We start from the raw sequence: 16,543 nt of genomic DNA, 5'->3' as shown, positions 1-16,543 counted from the left end.
GTCATTAGCAAGTCATTAGCTAAATTATTTTTTAGTCTTCTAAAAATTGTGCTAAATCACCAAAAGCAGCAAAGGGATTGTCTATGGCTGACGTTTCTCTCTCATCTAATAGGGCTTTATTTTTATCAAACTCTAAAAACGTCTCATAAACTAAGGCTGTCATACGAGCATCCTCTAGACTATTGTGGCTCTTGCCTGAGATGCCTAGAAAATCTGCAACTGTGTGCAACTTAAGATTGGCAATACCTCCCAAATCACTACTACGACGCTCATACGCCTCGTCAAATATATCTAGCACATACTGGCTTGACAAATCAAGCCCATAACTGTCAAGAAGTGGTAAATCACTCTTTACAGCATTGTAACCCACCAAATCTGTATCACCTATAAAGGCTTTAAAATCTTCCAACACCTTATCTAGCTTTGGCGCATCTTTTAGCTTGTCCGCGGTAATACCTGTCAGACCATTGATAAAGGACTGTAAGGGAACATCACTGTAAACATAGGTGTCAAATTTGTCAACTTCCTTATGATCCTTAAATTTTACAGCAGACACCTGAATAATATGACTCACCTCATCAACTGTATTAAATTCTAAGTCAAAAGCAATATAAGTATCTAGTGTTTTCATCTATCTTCTCCTAGAAAAAAAGAGAGTACATGCACTCCCTAATGTCTGTTTGTTACTAACCAAATAAACGTGCGAAAAAGCCTTTTTTCTCTTCACTCTGCTCCGTCTTAGCTTTTTCTTCTTGCTCTTCTTGCTTAATTTGGATTTCTTCTACCTCAGCTTTAGCTTCATCAAGCTCTAATTGCAAACGCTTAGTATCCTCCATCGCTGCTAAAGTGAGTTGCTGCTGTTGATCTAGCTGCTTGTCCTTTTCTGCAATCTGAACATCCTTGATATGCAGTTGCTCATCTTTAGTATTTAACTGCACATCCTTAGCTTTTAATTGCTCATAAAGACGCGTAATTTCAGTGTTTTTCTCATCCACTAAAATCTCTAAAAGCTCACGACGTTGTGTCTCTTCATCGATAGGTTCATCTTCAAAAATCGTCTTTTTGTAAATCTCTTCAAGCTTCTCTAGTCCCTCACGATTGACAACAGTTACACCTTTGTCATTTTTAGAGACAAATTCTTCTGGAAGAGACTTGACACGATTGTTAACTGCTTGACGGCTAACGCCTAAAATCTCAGCAATTTCACTAACTGTCTTTTCTATTGCCATAATGCCCTCTTCTACTGATTTCATTATAAAAAATACTACCACAATCATAGCCTATTGTCAATTTAGATTACAAATGGAAAAGTTTCTAAACTATCCAATCCCCTCTCTTTATGCTATGATAGAGCTATGAAAGATTTTGAAACTATTATTATCGGAGGTGGCCCTGCTGGTATGATGGCTGCCATCGCCTCTTCTTTTTACGGCAGTAAAACGCTTCTCATTGATAAAAATCGTCGCTTAGGTAAAAAGCTCGCAGGTACAGGTGGAGGACGCTGTAATGTGACCAATAACGGTAGTCTTGATGATCTGATAGCAGGTATTCCAGGCAATGGTCGTTTTTTATACAGTGTTTTTTCCCAATTTGACAACCACGATATCATTCGTTTTTTTGAAGAAAATGGTGTCTCTCTCAAAGAAGAAGATCACGGTCGTATGTTTCCTACTACAGATAAATCAAAAACCATTATCACTGCACTTGAGCAAAAAATCAAAGAACTAGGTGCTACTATTTTGACACAGACTGAGATTGTCTCTGTCAAAAAAGAGGAAAATACTTTTGTCCTTAAATCTTCTGATCAGACCTTCTCTTGTCAAAAACTAATTGTCACAACAGGCGGTAAATCCTACCCTTCCACAGGCTCAACTGGCTTTGGATATGATATTGCTAGACATTTTGGGCTCCATGTCACACCACTAGAGGCAGCTGAGAGCCCGCTATTGACGGACTTTCCTCACAAACGCTTACAAGGCATCTCCTTGACAGATGTGACCCTATCTTATGACAAACATGTGATAACGCATGATTTGCTCTTTACTCACTTTGGCTTATCTGGTCCGTGCGCACTAAGACTATCTAGCTTTTTGACAGGTGGCGAGACCATCAAGCTCGATTGCCTACCTACTGAAACATCCCAATCTATCATTTCCACACTAGAGAGCGAGCGTGAAAAGTCACTAAAAAATGCACTCAAGACCTGGTTTCCTGAACGTTTAGCCGATTATCTAGCACAAGATTTACCAGCCAAGGTCAAACAACTCACCGATAAAGAAAAAGATATCCTCATCACGCGCATCAAAGCACTTAGCATTCACGTCACTGGAAAAATGTCTTTAGCCAAATCCTTTGTTACCAAAGGAGGGGTAAACCTTAAAGAAATCAATCCTAAGACCTTAGAAAGCAAAAAAATCCCTGGTCTTCATTTCGCTGGAGAAGTCCTTGACATCAACGCCCACACAGGTGGCTTTAATATTACCTCAGCTCTAGCGACAGGGTGGGTTGCAGGGAGCCCCCATTACTAATATCTCCAAAAAAAGGCAGCTAAAGCTCCCTTTTTTTCTATCTCAACTAACTAAATACTAAACGTAAGATTGCCATCGTTATAACACCGACAAGAACGGCCAATAGGATATTTTTATACCTTATAGCGACCAGAAGCGTTGGGCACAAAGCTAGGAGCTCTAACCATTTTATAGAGGCAAGTCGCCCTTTTTCTTCATCTAAAACACTAGATAGCATCAACGCAAAAATAATGGATAAAGGCAAATACCTCAAAAAATGGATAACAAGGTCAGGAAGAGTCTTATACTGCACCACAATAAATGGAGCAATTCTTGGCACAAACGTCACCAAACCACACAATAAAATAACAATCAAAACCGTACTATTTAGCGTCACGATACATCACCCCCACACTACAACCACTCAATGTTGCTAGCAATACAGCCACTGATTCTGAGAAAAATAAGGTCAAAAGCACATAAGCAACTAAAACGGTTAGTAAGATTAGTAACACTTTTTTGACTTTCTCAATCATCATAAGAGCCTCTAGTTGTGCTGCAAAAAGAGCAACAAACATAGCAACCAAAGCAAAATCTAAACCAAATAATTCTGGTGAAGGGATATACTGTCCTACAATACTACTTAGAAAAACAGATAAAACCCAAGTCACATAACTCGCTATGTTATTGCCGTGCATCCACGATGTCGATATGCTCTGATGATGCGCATATTCATTGAGCAAGACACCATAGCTCTCATCTGTAATCAAACTACCAATCAAAATACCATGCTTCAAGCCAACCCCCTTAAAAATCGTTGTAGCCTGTAAGCTCATCAATAGATGACGTAGATTGATCAAAAAAACACTCATAACAATGGACGATATAGGAGCTTTGGCATAAAGCATAGCACACATCACAAACTGAGCACTACCTCCATAGACAATAACACTCATCAAGCCCATCTCAATAGGGCTAAGCCCAGAGCTTGCCCCTACTACACCACAGGCTAGTCCAATACTAATATAGCCAAGTGCAGTTGACAAGGAAGCTCGTACTCCCCCTATAAAGCTATTAGCTGACATGACACCCTCCTTATCCTAATAGCCTTATTATAGCACATAGCTTATAGGAGACAAGCTACTTTTCAAAATAAAAAAGCCTTAGCAGGCTTTTACTCCATAGAAGAGAAGGCCAGACTAGGCTTAGCATTTAAATCAAGACCTGCAAAATGCCCTTTTTCATACTCAATAGCTGCTGCCAGAGCAATCATACCCGCATTGTCTCCACAAAGGCGCAGTGGCGGTATAACAAGATCAATATCATCTAATTCACTAGCTAAGCGCTCGCGCAGTCCTTGGTTAGCAGCAACTCCTCCTGCCACAACTAACATTTGCGACGGATACATCGCTAATGCTTTTTGGGTTTTTGCCATCAAGATATCCAAGACAGCTGCCTGAAAAGAGGCTGCAAGATTTTCCTGAGACAAAGTCTCGCCTTTTTGTTTAGCATTATGATAAAGATTGATAAAAGCCGATTTTAACCCTGAAAATGAAAATTCTAGGTTATCTTCCTTCATCATGGCACGCGGAAAATCATAAACGTCCTCACCTTGATGAGCTAGCTGATCAATTTCACGCCCAGCAGGATAAGTCAAGCCCATAACACGACCAACCTTGTCATATGCCTCACCAACCGCATCATCACGCGTTTCACCAACAATCTGATAATCGCCTGGTTTTCTCACATAAACAAGCTCTGTATGCCCACCGCTAACCAACAAAGCCATCAACGGATAAGACAACTCCTTAACACTACGAGCTGCCATGAGATGGCCTGCCATATGATTAACAGGAATCAACGGCAAATGATTTGCCCAAGCAAAAGCTTTGGCTGCACTAATCCCTACTAATAAAGCCCCCACCAGGCCTGGACCGTAAGTCACTGCCACAGCGTCTAAATCACTAGGTTTTAAATTAGCCTCACTAAGAGCATCCTTAAAACAAGCAGTAATCACCTCAACATGATGTCTGCTCGCAACCTCAGGTACCACACCCCCAAATCGTTTATGACTCTCGACTTGACTGGCAATGACATTACTCAGTATTTCCGTCTGATTTTTCACAATCGCAACACTAGTCTCATCACACGACGTCTCTACTGCTAAAATATAGCTATCTTTACCCATGATTTCTCCTTAACGTTTCATAATAATGGCATCTTCTAGTGGTTCTTTGTAATAATTGTGCCGCATACCTATAACCTTAAAACCAGCTGACTGATAGAGCTGTTTGGCTCTATGATTGGAAGCTCTCACCTCTAAAAAGATATCTCCATCTATAGCTGCTATCTTATCTAGTAAGAGTCGTCCATATCCTTGTCCTTGGTAGTCTTTTTTGACAGCGATATTGGTCACCTCACACTCACCTACTAGCTGTTGGAGAGCCAAAAAACCAACCATAGTCTCCTTGTCATACACAAAAAAATAATCTGTATCTTCTTTATCAAGGTCAGCTTTCACCTGCTCATAAGTCCAAGGTGCTTGTGTATAAACATCACACAATATCTCATAAATAAGATCTGCTTGTTCTTTTTTAGACATCTTAAACACGCTTGACATAATGTTCATTTCCCGAGAGTGTATGTGTCTTTAGCCAATTTTCCTCAGCTTCAACACGCTTAGCGTAGTTTGGTACAAAGGCATCAATGTCCTCTACTGATAAATACTGTCCTTTTAGCCCAATCAAAGCTGCATTTGGAAATGATTCCGATACTTTTGCTTTGGGTAATCCCTCTTTGATCACATCTTCAAAAAGCGCTGTTTCCCCAACAAAATGAACCCTTTCTCTCCCTTTAAGAACTTCTAACACTTCCTCAAAGCTTGCATGACGATCTGCCATGAGGGACTCACCATTTTGATAAAAGCCTACATAGACATTTTGGCGTCTCGCATCCATGATAGGCACGACCAACTCGTCTTTATCAGCCTCTCCAGTAAGCGCATAGAGACTTGACACTCCTACCAAATCAATCCCTAAACTATAGGCCAACATCTTAGCCGTTGCCACTGCTACGCGTAAACCCGTATAAGACCCTGGACCTTTTGCCACAACGATTCGCTCTAAATCCTCTGCTTGCCACCCCACACTTGTCATCAGAAAATCAATGGTCGGCATCAGACTAGTACTGTGATTTTTTTTGATAGCAAGCAGACTCTCTGCCATCAGAGACTCACCATCCAAAAGCGCTACAGATAAGGCTTTACTGGAAGTATCAAATGATAAAACTTTCATGATTCACTTTCCTTCTACTTGATTGTCTCTATTATTTTATGATATAATTGTAATAATTGCAACGAATCAAGGTTAAATCTACTACACGATACAATTTCATAGGTCACAATCAAGTCCCATAGGGCTTGATACATTTGTAGTCTATTGATTAAGCACTTGATAATAGAAAGGATTGACATGATTTATAAAGTTTTTTATCAAGAAACCAAACAAACCAGCCCACGCCGTGAACAAACCAAAGCCCTTTATCTCGATATTGACGCTGAAAATGAGCTGTCTGGACGTATCAAAGCTCGTAAACTTATCGAAGAGCATACCGCCTATAATGTCGAGTTTATCGAATTACTATCAGACAAACATCTCGAATATGAAAAAGAAACTGGCGTTTTTGAAATAACGGAGTTCTAATATGTCACAAATACACTTAAAACCAGAGGAGGTCGGTGTTTACGCCATCGGAGGACTTGGCGAGATTGGTAAAAATACCTACGGTATCGAATATCAAAATGAGATTATCATTGTCGATGCTGGTATCAAATTTCCCGAAGATGATTTGTTCGGTATTGATTACGTCATCCCTGATTACTCATATATCGTCGAAAATAGCGACCGTATCAAAGCTCTTGTTATCACCCACGGTCACGAAGACCATATCGGTGGTATCCCTTTTCTTTTAAAACAAGTCAACGTCCCCATCTACGCGGGACCTCTCGCCTTAGCTCTAATTCGTGGAAAGCTAGAAGAGCATGGTCTTTTAAGAGATGCCAAGCTCCACGAGATAAACGCTAACACAGAGCTTACGTTTAAGCATCTCAGTGTGACTTTTTTCCGCACTACACACTCTATTCCAGAGCCATTAGGTATTGTCATTGATACCCCTCAAGGAAAAATCGTTTGTACAGGGGACTTTAAGTTTGACTTTACACCTGTTGGTGAGCCTGCTGATTTACATCGTATGGCAGCTCTTGGCGAAGAAGGCGTCTTATGCCTATTATCCGATTCTACAAACGCTGAGATACCTACATTTACCAACTCTGAAAAAGTTGTCGGCCAATCCATCATGAAGATTATTGAAGGTATTCATGGACGTATCATATTTGCCTCCTTTGCTTCAAATATCTTCCGTTTACAACAAGCAGCTGAAGCTGCTGTCAAGACAGGACGTAAAATTGCTGTCTTTGGACGTTCTATGGAAAAAGCCATCGTCAACGGTATAGAGCTTGGTTACATAAAGGTACCTAAGGGAACGTTTATCGAACCAAACGAACTCAAAGATTACCATGCTAGCGAAGTCATGATTATGTGTACGGGAAGCCAAGGTGAGCCTATGGCAGCTCTTGCCCGTATCGCCAATGGAACACATAGACAAGTGACCCTCCAACCAGGTGATACCGTCATTTTCTCATCTAGCCCTATTCCAGGAAATACAACCAGTGTCAACAAGCTAATCAATACTATTCAAGAAGCAGGCGTCGATGTTATCCATGGTAAAATCAATAACATTCATACCTCAGGACACGGCGGACAGCAAGAGCAAAAACTCATGCTCCGCCTTATCAAGCCTAAGTACTTCATGCCTGTCCATGGTGAGTATCGCATGCAAAAAATTCATGCAGGACTAGCCCAAGATGTTGGTGTTGATAAAGACAATATCTTTATCATGGAAAACGGTGATGTGCTTGCCCTGACCAAAGATAACGCACGCCGTGCAGGACACTTCAATGCTCAAGATATCTATGTGGATGGTAATGGTATCGGTGACATCGGTGCAGCTGTCTTACGCGATAGACATGATTTATCTGAGGATGGTGTCGTCCTTGCTGTTGCGACTGTGGACTTCAAGTCTAAGATGATTTTAGCAGGTCCTGATATTCTCAGTCGTGGTTTTATCTACATGAGAGAGTCTGGTAGCCTCATTCGTGAAAGCCAGCGTATTCTCTTCAATGCTATTCGTATTGCTCTTAAAAACAAAGAAGCTAGTATCCAGTCTGTCAACGGTGCTATTGTCAATGCGTTGCGCCCATTCCTCTATGAACGGACCGAAAGAGAACCTATCATCATCCCTATGGTCTTGACCCCTGATAAACAACAGGCAAAGGATGCTCCTAAAAAAGGAAAACAACATCATAAACCTAAAAAATAAGCTAGTCTCCTAGCTTATTTTTTGATAAGCAAAAAAGCTGGATCAACCAGCTTTTTAATCTTCATAGAATTAGTACAAATCAAGGTAATTATCAATTTCCCATTGAGAGACAAAGGCAGCATAGCTAGCCCACTCAATACGTTTAGCTTCAAGGAAGTTTGTCGTAATATGATCGCCTAAGGCCGCTTTAACCACTTCATCCTCTTCTAATGCCTTGAGAGCATTGTGAAGCGTTGATGGTAAATCAAGCACACCAGCAGCTTTACGTTCAGCAGGAGACATAACATAGATATTAGACTCAATTGGAGCTGGAGCTTCAATCTTATGCTTAATCCCATCAAGTCCAGCTTCTAGTAAAACAGCAAGAGCTAAATAAGGATTAGCTGTCGGATCAACCGAACGCAATTCCAAACGTGTCCCCATACCACGTGAAGCAGGAACGCGAATCAATGGAGAGCGATTACGTCCTGCCCAAGCAATATAAACAGGCGCTTCATAACCAGGAACCAAACGTTTGTAAGAGTTTACTGTCGGGTTCATAATAGCTGTAAAGCTATAAGCATGATGCATCAAACCGCCAAGAAAAGCATAAGCTGTCTCAGACAATTGCATGCCTCTTGGATCTTCTGGATCAAAGAAAGCATTATTGCCCTCTTGGTCAAACAGTGACATATTACAGTGCATACCAGAACCATTGATACCGAATTTAGGCTTTGCCATGAAAGTAGCATAAAGCCCGTGTTTACGTGCAATCGTTTTAACGACTAATTTGAAAATTTGAATATTATCACAAGCCTTTAGAACATCTGCATATTTAAAGTCGATCTCATGCTGTCCAACAGCAACTTCATGGTGACTCGCTTCAACTTCAAATCCCATTTCTGTCAAGACATTCACAATTTCACGACGTGTGTTATCAGCTAAGTCTGTCGGCGCTAGATCAAAATAACCACCACGGTCATTTACCTCAAGTGTTGGCTCACCTCTCTCATCCAACTTAAAGAGGAAAAACTCTGGCTCTGGACCAAGGTTAAACGATTTAAAACCAGCCTCTTCCATATGCTTAAGCGCACGTTTTAAATTACCACGTGGGTCCCCAGCAAAAGGCTCACCTTCAGCGGTATAAATATCACAAATCAGACCAGCTACCGCACCGTTTTCCCCTCCCCAAGGAAAAACAGTCCAAGTATCAAGATCAGGGTAGAGGTACATATCAGATTCATTGATACGGACAAAGCCTTCAATGGAAGAACCATCAAACATAGCTTTGTTGGATAGTACCTTAGTCAACTGTTCGTCTGTTGCTGGAATTTCGACATTTTTAAGTGTTCCAGCAATATCTGAGAACATTAAACGTAAAAAAGTTACATTTTTTTCTTTTACTTCACGACGAATATCTGCTGCTGTGATTGCCATCTTATCTCCTTAGATTTACTAACACTAACGCTTAAAAGCGACCTTTGCCAATGGTTTGTGAAGGGGTCAAAAAACGACCTTGATTTTGAAGTTCATCATGTAAGATACGTCTCACATCCGCATCTGTCAATGCTTGCTGTTTTTGCAATTTACGGTCTTTACGATCAGCATACTCACGCTTGATAGCAGCGATATTGAGGCCCTCATCCAGAAAATCTTTGATTTCTAGCAAGCGATCCATATCATTTAATGAAAACATACGACGATTTCCAGATGTTCTCTCTGGTGCTATCAGCCCTTGGTCTTCATAGTAGCGAATTTGCCTAGCTGATAAGTCCGTCAATTTCATGACCGCACCTATCGAAAACAAAGCCATACTGCGTCTTAGTTCCTTACCTCCCATGACGTCCTCCTTTCACTACTCCATTATAAAATGATTATGAAACAATGTCAAGTGCTTATGTTAGATTTTATAACATCACTGTGATTTATTTTCTTTTTTGAGTATCTTCTGACGTAACCAGTCAATATCTGTATTGACCAAAGTTGCCACAAAAACACCACAAAAGGTCTCAAATATCCGTGTGAAAACATAGATAATCGTATTGCCCGTCGGAATAGATAGCGTAATAATCAAAAGCGCCGACACTGCTCCAATAATCCCTGCTTTATTGTCAATAGCAACATTTATCATAATACAAAGCATGGTCAACAAAGGCACCACAAACAAGGTGACCCAGAATGCTTCATGAAATGTCAGCTTTAAGAGAAAAAATATAAGGGATAATAAGCCACCTATGCTATTGCCGACAATACGTGACAAGCCAAAATGAATACTCTTATCAAAGTCCTCACGCAAGCTAAAAACTGCTGTTAAAGCGCCAATTTGCAGGCCTTCCCAGTCAAAAAAATGAAATACCAACAGTACAATAAATACAGCCAGCCCCGTCTTTAAGGTGCGCATACCTAAATGAAATTTACTCAAGTCAAATTTATATTTTTTCAGCATAATGCCTTCCACCACTTATAATAATTCCATTCTATCATAAAAGCCTTAAAACCAAAAGATGTGAACATAAGCTGTGATCTACAAAAAAAGATGGCCTTAGCCACCTTTTTCTTATTTGTCTGTAAGAGCTGCAAGACCTGGCAAGACTTTACCTTCCAATAACTCCATAGAAGCTCCACCACCAGTAGAAATCCATGAGAATTTATCAGCACGTCCAAGGTTAATGGCTGCTGCTGCTGAGTCTCCACCACCGATGATTGATTTAACACCAGGTTGTTTAACGATAGCATCCATAACACCAATAGTACCTGCTTGGAAATCAGGGTTTTCAAAGACACCCATAGGACCATTCCACACGACTGTCTTAGCGCCTGTAAGAGCTTCGTCAAACTTAGCGATAGATTTTGGACCAATGTCAAGACCAAGGAAACCTGGGTCAACTGCTTCAGCTTCAGTATCTTTAACTTCAGTATAGTCTGCAAAAGCATTAGCTTCTTTTGAGTCAACTGGTAAAATCAATTTACCATTTGCTTTTTCAAGAAGTGATTTTGCCACATCTAATTTATCTTCTTCCACAAGAGAATTTCCGATTTCAATACCTTGTGCTTTAAAGAAAGTATAAGTCATACCACCACCGATAAGCACTTTATCAGCTTTTTCAAGAAGGTTTTCAATAACACCAATCTTGTCAGATACTTTTGAACCACCAAGAATAGCTACAAATGGACGCTCAGGTGTTTCAACGGCTTCTTGGATATAAGCAATTTCATTTTCAAGAAGGAAACCAGCAACGGCTTTGTCAACATTTGCTGAAATACCAACATTTGAAGCGTGTGCACGGTGTGCTGTACCAAATGCATCATTAACAAAAATACCATCACCAAGACTTGCCCAATATTTACCAAGTTCTGGATCATTTTTAGATTCTTTCTTGCCATCAACATCTTCAAAACGAGTGTTTTCTACAAGCAAGACATCGCCATCTTTCATATCAGCAATAGCTGCTTCCAAGGCTTCACCACGTGTCACACCTGGGAAGATAACTTCTTGACCAAGTTTTTCAGATAAATCTTTCGCAACTGGAGCAAGAGATTTACCTTCTTTATCAGCTTCTTCTTTCACACGTCCAAGGTGAGAAAAAAGAATTGCACGACCACCTTGTTCAACAATATATTTAATTGTTGGAAGTGCCGCTGAGATACGGTTGTCATTAGTGATAACGCCGTCTTTCAAAGGTACGTTAAAGTCAACACGAACGAGGACTTTTTTACCTTTCAAATCCACGTCTTTAACAGTCATTTTAGCCATTAGTAAAGACTCCTTATTATTTTTGTACTCTTTTATTATACCATATTTTTCACAAAGTTTCGTAAAAGAATGCAAATATCAAAAAAGAAACTAGATAAATCTAGTTTCTTTTTCTAACAAAAATTATTTAGCAATTTTTGCGAAGTATTCAAGTGTACGAACAAGTTGTGAAGTGTATGACATTTCGTTATCATACCATGAAACAACTTTAACCAATTGATTACCATCAACAGTTTGTACTTTAGTTTGAGTAGCGTCAAACAATGAACCGTATGAGATACCTACGATATCTGAAGATACGATTTGGTCTTCAGTGTATCCGTAAGATTCGTTTGAAGCTGCTTTCATAGCTGCGTTTACTTCTTCAGCAGTTACATCTTTGTCAAGAATAGCTACCAATTCAGTAACAGAACCAGTTGGAACTGGAACACGTTGTGCAGCACCGTCAAGTTTACCGTTCAATTCTGGGATAACAAGACCGATAGCTTTCGCAGCACCTGTTGAGTTAGGTACGATGTTTGCTGCAGCTGCACGAGCACGACGAAGGTCACCACCGCGGTGTGGAGCGTCAAGAGTGTTTTGGTCTCCAGTGTATCCGTGGATAGTTGTCATCAAACCTTGTTTGATACCAAAAGCATCATTCAAAGCTTTTGCCATTGGTGCAAGACAGTTAGTTGTACATGAAGCACCTGAGATAACTGTTTCTGTACCATCAAGGATATCATGGTTAGTGTTGAAAACGATAGTTTTAACATCGTTACCACCTGGTGCAGTGATAACAACTTTCTTAGCACCATTTTCATGGATGTGTTTTTCAGCTTTTTCTTTAGAAGCAAAGAAACCTGTAGCTTCAAGAACGATATCTACACCGTCAGTTGCCCAGTCGATGTTTGCTGGATCGCTTTCAGCAGAAACTTTAACGAATTTACCGTTAACTTCAAATCCACCTTCTTTTACTTCAACAGTACCGTCGAAACGACCTTGAGTAGTATCGTATTTCAACAAGTGTGCAAGCATTGCTGGATCTGTAAGGTCGTTGATACGAGTTACTTCAACACCCTCAACATTTTGGATACGACGGAAAGCAAGACGACCGATACGACCGAAACCGTTAATACCAACTTTAACTACCATTAGTGATTTCCTCCTTATGAAAATCAAATAAATAATATTTAGAGGACTAGCCTCTTAGTTAATGTGAAAAGATTAACTTGACTAAATGTACAAGTCCTTTCAACACTACATATTATATAACTATTTCTATAAAATTGCAATATTTTTACTGATATAACTAAAAAAAGTGCCTAGGGCACTTTTTTAGAGATTATTCTCCGTTATTTTTTTTGATGATTTCTTCTTGAACAGATTTTGGTACATCTTCGTAGTGGTCAAATACCATCATGAAAGTACCGCGTCCTTGTGTTGCAGAACGAAGAACAGTCGCATAACCAAACATTTCTGCAAGTGGTACATAAGCACGTACAACTTGTGTGTTACCACGAGCTTCCATACCATCAACACGTCCACGACGAGCTGTCACGTGACCCATAACATCACCAAGGTTGTCTTCTGGTGCTGTAATTGTCACAAGCATCATTGGCTCAAGGATAACTGGTTGTGCGCTCTTAGCGGCTTCTTTAAGGGCAAGAGAGGCTGCAATCTTGAAGGCAGTTTCAGATGAGTCAACATCATGGTATGATCCATCGTAAAGTTTAGCTTTAATGTCAACCATTGGGTAACCCGCAAGGACACCGTTAGCCATTGATTCTTCCAATCCTTTTTCAACAGCAGGAATAAATTCACGAGGGACAACACCACCGACGATAGCATTTTCAAACTCGAAACCTTTACCTTCTTCATTTGGTGTAAATTCAATCCAAACATCACCAAATTGACCTTTACCACCAGATTGGCGTTTGAAGAATCCACGTGCTTGAGTGCTTGCACGGAATGTTTCACGGTAAGATACTTGAGGAGCACCTACATTAGCTTCAACCTTGAATTCACGTTTCATACGGTCAACAAGGACATCCAAGTGCAACTCACCCATACCAGAGATAACTGTTTCACCTGTTTCAACGTTTGTTTCAACGCGGAATGTTGGGTCTTCTTCAGCCAATTTTTGAAGAGCGATACCCATCTTATCTTGGTCTGCTTTAGATTTTGGCTCAACCATAAGTTGGATAACTGGTTCTGGCACTTCGATTGACTCAAGAATAACTTTCGCTTTTTCATCAGTCAATGAATCACCAGTTGTTGTATCTTTCAAACCAACAGCTGCCGCAATATCACCAGAGTAAACTGTCTCGATTTCTTTACGTGTGTTAGCGTGCATTTGAAGGATACGTCCGATACGTTCACGTTTACCTTTAGTTGTATTCAAAACATATGAACCTGAGTTAAGAACACCAGAGTAAACACGGAAGAATGTCAAACGTCCTACAAATGGGTCTGTCATAATCTTGAAGGCAAGGGCTGCAAAAGGCTCTTCATCAGATGCTGGACGTGTTTCTTCTTCGTCAGTATCTGGGTTAACACCTTTAATCGCAGGAATATCAAGTGGACTTGGAAGGTAATCAAGTACCGCATCAAGCATCAATTGAACACCTTTGTTTTTGAAGGCAGAACCACAAAGTACAGGGTAAAATTCAACGTTGATAGTTGCTTTACGGATAGCAGCTTTCAATTCATCGTTTGTGATTTCTTCACCTTCAAGGTATTTCATCATGAGGTCTTCATCAGTTTCGGCAACAGCTTCAACCAATTTTTCACGGTATTCTTCAGCTTGTTCAAGGTATTCTGCTGGAATATCTTCTTCAAGAATATCTGTACCAAGGTCATTTGTGTAAATTTCAGCTTTCATCTTGATAAGGTCGATGATACCACGGAAATCATCTTCTGAACCGATTGGCAATTGAATTGGATGTGCGTTAGCTTGAAGACGGTCATGAAGCGTGCTTACTGAGTAAAGGAAATCTGCACCGATTTTATCCATTTTGTTGGCAAATACGATACGTGGAACCCCGTATTCAGTCGCTTGACGCCATACTGTTTCTGTTTGAGGCTCAACACCTGATTGAGCATCAAGAACTGTCACCGCACCGTCAAGAACACGAAGAGAACGTTGTACTTCAATAGTGAAGTCCACGTGCCCTGGTGTGTCAATGATATTTACACGAGTGTCTTTCCATTGCGCTGTTGTAGCGGCAGAAGTGATTGTGATACCACGTTCTTGCTCTTGCTCCATCCAGTCCATTTGTGACGCACCTTCGTGAGTTTCACCAATTTTGTGAATCTTACCAGTGTAGTAAAGGATACGCTCAGTTGTAGTTGTTTTACCGGCATCAACGTGAGCCATGATACCGATATTACGAGTTTTTTCAAGTGAAAATTCGCGTGCCATTGTTTTCTCCTATAATTTTTTAATTTACAAAAACTATTATACCATTATTTGTAAAAAACGGATAGGCAGGACCTACCCGTTTTTACTGATTTCTTGTTTTTACCTTCAATTTGACAACTAAGCAAACTGAAGGTTTAGGGATTAAAAATGCTAAAAACACTGTTAATAAAGGCTTTAGCCACTTTAAATCACCTACTTATACCTAACAGACTAAAGACTCATAAAAGGGAGCCCTACGTCATATGCAAAACATATGACCGTAATATCACTCTTTTATAGTCTATTCTTAGTCTTTTTAGTATCAGGTGATTACCAACGGAAGTGTGCAAATGCACGGTTCGCTTCAGCCATACGGTGAGTATCTTCACGTTTCTTAACTGATGCACCTGTGTTGTTGGCAGCATCCATGATTTCTTTTGCTAGACGATCTTTCATAGTGTGTTCACCACGAGCACGTGAAGCATTTACCAACCAACGAAGACCAAGTGTTGTACGACGTTCTGGACGTACTTCAACTGGGACTTGGTAGTTAGAACCACCAACACGACGTGCACGTACTTCAAGAACAGGCATGATATTTTCCATAGCTGTTTCAAATACTTCAAGTGCATCGTTACCTGTTGATTCTTTAATTTGCTCAAAAGCATCGTAAACGATAGTAGCAGCTGTACCACGTTTACCATCAAGCATTACACGGTTGATAAGACGTGTAACGATTTTTGAATTGTATAATGGATCTGGTAATACTTCGCGTTTTGGCGCTTGGTTTTTACGACTCATTTTCTCTTACCCTCCTATTTTCTTACCCTTTAGGGCGTTTTGCACCGTATTTAGAACGGCTTTGTTTACGGTCAGCTACACCTGCTGTATCAAGTGCACCACGAACGATATGGTAACGTACCCCTGGAAGGTCTTTTACACGTCCGCCACGGATAAGCACAACACTGTGTTCTTGAAGGTTGTGTCCGATACCTGGGATATAAGCTGTTACTTCGATAAGGTTGCTCAAACGTACACGAGCGAATTTACGAAGGGCAGAGTTAGGTTTTTTAGGTGTCATTGTTCCAACACGTGTCGCAACACCACGTTTTTGTGGTGATGAGATATTTGTAGGAACTTTTTTGTGACTGTTGTAACCAACGTTAAGCGCTGGTGATTTAGATTTTTCTACTTTAGATTTACGTGGTTTACGAACCAACTGGTTAATTGTAGGCATCTACATTCTCCTGTTTTTTTAGTTTTGGTTAAAAGAAACGATGGTGACATCTTTCTTTTTGTGTGTACTTTGCAACTATTGTCAGCACGTCTCTGTACACTTTTGAGAGACCAAAAGTAAAAAGTACCGTCTAGTATAATAGCACATTTTTTAGCTATCGTCAATAGATGATACTCTTTAAATTTTAACTTAACCTTTTTCTACCATTTGTCAAGCCTTTCAAGGTATTTGACAAAAAATATTTAGAG

General features: G+C 40.2%; 18 protein-coding genes. 3 read left to right on the top strand and 15 right to left on the bottom strand.

What is annotated here, in order from left to right; all coding sequences use genetic code 11:
• Nucleotides 1–31: 31 nt before the first annotated feature.
• Together ACLN19_RS03055 and ACLN19_RS03050 are read right to left on the bottom strand one after the other, a co-directional pair.
• Entirely contained in the window at nucleotides 32–631 is a 600-nt protein-coding gene (locus tag ACLN19_RS03055; protein WP_413383163.1) for a 3'-5' exonuclease, read from the bottom strand.
• Nucleotides 632–686: 55 nt separating this feature from the next.
• Nucleotides 687–1,229 (bottom strand): DUF536 domain-containing protein, encoded by a 543-nt coding sequence (locus ACLN19_RS03050; RefSeq protein ID WP_413383161.1) that lies wholly within the window; start codon nucleotides 1,227–1,229, stop codon nucleotides 687–689.
• Between the two features lie 126 nt (nucleotides 1,230–1,355).
• Here ACLN19_RS03050 and aao point away from each other — a divergent pair, with 126 nt between their 5' ends.
• Entirely contained in the window at nucleotides 1,356–2,528 is a 1,173-nt protein-coding gene (gene aao / locus ACLN19_RS03045; RefSeq protein WP_413383159.1) for an aminoacetone oxidase, read from the top strand.
• 46 nt (nucleotides 2,529–2,574) lie between these two features.
• Here the strand turns inward: aao and ACLN19_RS03040 are convergent, their stop codons facing one another.
• From ACLN19_RS03040 to tsaB, 5 genes are all read right to left on the bottom strand, one after another.
• Complete coding sequence (locus tag ACLN19_RS03040; protein WP_413383157.1) at nucleotides 2,575–2,904, bottom strand: AzlD domain-containing protein; 330 nt, start codon at nucleotides 2,902–2,904, stop codon at nucleotides 2,575–2,577.
• Nucleotides 2,891–3,592, bottom strand: coding sequence for an AzlC family ABC transporter permease (locus tag ACLN19_RS03035; protein ID WP_413383155.1), 702 nt, complete (start codon nucleotides 3,590–3,592; stop codon nucleotides 2,891–2,893). Before ACLN19_RS03035 ends, ACLN19_RS03040 begins: the two co-directional genes overlap by 14 nt.
• Before the next feature lie 89 nt (nucleotides 3,593–3,681).
• Nucleotides 3,682–4,695, bottom strand: coding sequence for a tRNA (adenosine(37)-N6)-threonylcarbamoyltransferase complex transferase subunit TsaD (tsaD, locus tag ACLN19_RS03030; protein WP_413383153.1), 1,014 nt, complete (start codon nucleotides 4,693–4,695; stop codon nucleotides 3,682–3,684).
• 9 nt (nucleotides 4,696–4,704) lie between these two features.
• The gene (gene rimI, locus ACLN19_RS03025; RefSeq protein ID WP_413383151.1) at nucleotides 4,705–5,109 is read right to left on the bottom strand and encodes a ribosomal protein S18-alanine N-acetyltransferase; all 405 of its coding nucleotides are present in this window, start codon (nucleotides 5,107–5,109) and stop codon (nucleotides 4,705–4,707) included.
• Between the two features lies 1 nt (nucleotide 5,110).
• On the bottom strand, nucleotides 5,111–5,803 hold the full coding sequence (gene tsaB / locus ACLN19_RS03020; RefSeq protein ID WP_413383305.1) for a tRNA (adenosine(37)-N6)-threonylcarbamoyltransferase complex dimerization subunit type 1 TsaB: 693 nt from the start codon (nucleotides 5,801–5,803) through the stop codon (nucleotides 5,111–5,113).
• A gap of 174 nt (nucleotides 5,804–5,977) precedes the next feature.
• On the opposite strand from tsaB, the gene ACLN19_RS03015 reads away from it, so the two are divergent.
• Nucleotides 5,978–6,208: a DNA-dependent RNA polymerase subunit epsilon gene (locus tag ACLN19_RS03015; RefSeq protein WP_413383149.1), complete on the top strand. Its 231-nt coding sequence runs from the start codon at nucleotides 5,978–5,980 to the stop codon at nucleotides 6,206–6,208.
• A gap of 1 nt (nucleotide 6,209) precedes the next feature.
• Nucleotides 6,210–7,943, top strand: a complete 1,734-nt coding sequence (gene rnjA / locus ACLN19_RS03010) for a ribonuclease J1 (RefSeq protein ID WP_413383147.1) — start codon at nucleotides 6,210–6,212, stop codon at nucleotides 7,941–7,943.
• A gap of 69 nt (nucleotides 7,944–8,012) precedes the next feature.
• Here the strand turns inward: rnjA and glnA are convergent, their stop codons facing one another.
• From glnA to rpsL, 8 genes are all read right to left on the bottom strand, one after another.
• Nucleotides 8,013–9,359 (bottom strand): type I glutamate--ammonia ligase, encoded by a 1,347-nt coding sequence (glnA, locus tag ACLN19_RS03005; protein ID WP_413383145.1) that lies wholly within the window; start codon nucleotides 9,357–9,359, stop codon nucleotides 8,013–8,015.
• Nucleotides 9,360–9,390: 31 nt separating this feature from the next.
• Nucleotides 9,391–9,762 (bottom strand): MerR family transcriptional regulator, encoded by a 372-nt coding sequence (locus tag ACLN19_RS03000; RefSeq protein WP_413383143.1) that lies wholly within the window; start codon nucleotides 9,760–9,762, stop codon nucleotides 9,391–9,393.
• Nucleotides 9,763–9,837: 75 nt separating this feature from the next.
• A complete protein-coding gene (locus ACLN19_RS02995) occupies nucleotides 9,838–10,368 on the bottom strand; it encodes an FUSC family protein (RefSeq protein WP_413383141.1) in 531 nt (176 codons plus the stop codon).
• A gap of 111 nt (nucleotides 10,369–10,479) precedes the next feature.
• Nucleotides 10,480–11,676, bottom strand: coding sequence for a phosphoglycerate kinase (locus ACLN19_RS02990; protein WP_413383139.1), 1,197 nt, complete (start codon nucleotides 11,674–11,676; stop codon nucleotides 10,480–10,482).
• A 123-nt stretch (nucleotides 11,677–11,799) separates the two neighbouring features.
• Entirely contained in the window at nucleotides 11,800–12,810 is a 1,011-nt protein-coding gene (gap, locus tag ACLN19_RS02985; protein ID WP_413383136.1) for a type I glyceraldehyde-3-phosphate dehydrogenase, read from the bottom strand.
• 190 nt (nucleotides 12,811–13,000) lie between these two features.
• Nucleotides 13,001–15,079 (bottom strand): elongation factor G, encoded by a 2,079-nt coding sequence (gene fusA, locus ACLN19_RS02980; RefSeq protein WP_413383134.1) that lies wholly within the window; start codon nucleotides 15,077–15,079, stop codon nucleotides 13,001–13,003.
• Nucleotides 15,080–15,388: 309 nt separating this feature from the next.
• Entirely contained in the window at nucleotides 15,389–15,859 is a 471-nt protein-coding gene (gene rpsG, locus ACLN19_RS02975) for a 30S ribosomal protein S7 (RefSeq protein ID WP_413383131.1), read from the bottom strand.
• A 22-nt stretch (nucleotides 15,860–15,881) separates the two neighbouring features.
• On the bottom strand, nucleotides 15,882–16,295 hold the full coding sequence (gene rpsL / locus ACLN19_RS02970) for a 30S ribosomal protein S12 (RefSeq protein ID WP_115271088.1): 414 nt from the start codon (nucleotides 16,293–16,295) through the stop codon (nucleotides 15,882–15,884).
• Between the last annotated feature and the right edge of the window lie 248 nt (nucleotides 16,296–16,543).

The sequence above is a fragment of the Streptococcus lishijunsis genome, from assembly GCF_047290665.1.
Taxonomy (GTDB): Bacteria; Bacillota; Bacilli; order Lactobacillales; family Streptococcaceae; genus Streptococcus.
The sequence above is the reverse complement of the archived record's forward strand: the minus strand, read 5'-3'. Positions and strand labels throughout refer to the sequence as shown.

What these genes read in the sequence shown, in the direction of transcription:
- rnjA (WP_413383147.1), top strand. Translation starts at nt 6,210, where the DNA reads ATGTCACAAATACACTTAAAACCAGAGGAGGTCGGTGTTTACGCCATC.
- ACLN19_RS03000 (WP_413383143.1), bottom strand. Translation starts at nt 9,762, where the DNA reads ATGGGAGGTAAGGAACTAAGACGCAGTATGGCTTTGTTTTCGATAGGT.
- rimI (WP_413383151.1), bottom strand. Translation starts at nt 5,109, where the DNA reads ATGTCTAAAAAAGAACAAGCAGATCTTATTTATGAGATATTGTGTGAT.
- rpsL (WP_115271088.1), bottom strand. Translation starts at nt 16,295, where the DNA reads ATGCCTACAATTAACCAGTTGGTTCGTAAACCACGTAAATCTAAAGTA.
- ACLN19_RS03050 (WP_413383161.1), bottom strand. Translation starts at nt 1,229, where the DNA reads ATGGCAATAGAAAAGACAGTTAGTGAAATTGCTGAGATTTTAGGCGTT.
- aao (WP_413383159.1), top strand. Translation starts at nt 1,356, where the DNA reads ATGAAAGATTTTGAAACTATTATTATCGGAGGTGGCCCTGCTGGTATG.
- ACLN19_RS02995 (WP_413383141.1), bottom strand. Translation starts at nt 10,368, where the DNA reads ATGCTGAAAAAATATAAATTTGACTTGAGTAAATTTCATTTAGGTATG.
- glnA (WP_413383145.1), bottom strand. Translation starts at nt 9,359, where the DNA reads ATGGCAATCACAGCAGCAGATATTCGTCGTGAAGTAAAAGAAAAAAAT.
- gap (WP_413383136.1), bottom strand. Translation starts at nt 12,810, where the DNA reads ATGGTAGTTAAAGTTGGTATTAACGGTTTCGGTCGTATCGGTCGTCTT.
- ACLN19_RS03015 (WP_413383149.1), top strand. Translation starts at nt 5,978, where the DNA reads ATGATTTATAAAGTTTTTTATCAAGAAACCAAACAAACCAGCCCACGC.
- tsaD (WP_413383153.1), bottom strand. Translation starts at nt 4,695, where the DNA reads ATGGGTAAAGATAGCTATATTTTAGCAGTAGAGACGTCGTGTGATGAG.
- fusA (WP_413383134.1), bottom strand. Translation starts at nt 15,079, where the DNA reads ATGGCACGCGAATTTTCACTTGAAAAAACTCGTAATATCGGTATCATG.
- ACLN19_RS03055 (WP_413383163.1), bottom strand. Translation starts at nt 631, where the DNA reads ATGAAAACACTAGATACTTATATTGCTTTTGACTTAGAATTTAATACA.
- ACLN19_RS02990 (WP_413383139.1), bottom strand. Translation starts at nt 11,676, where the DNA reads ATGGCTAAAATGACTGTTAAAGACGTGGATTTGAAAGGTAAAAAAGTC.
- ACLN19_RS03035 (WP_413383155.1), bottom strand. Translation starts at nt 3,592, where the DNA reads ATGTCAGCTAATAGCTTTATAGGGGGAGTACGAGCTTCCTTGTCAACT.
- rpsG (WP_413383131.1), bottom strand. Translation starts at nt 15,859, where the DNA reads ATGAGTCGTAAAAACCAAGCGCCAAAACGCGAAGTATTACCAGATCCA.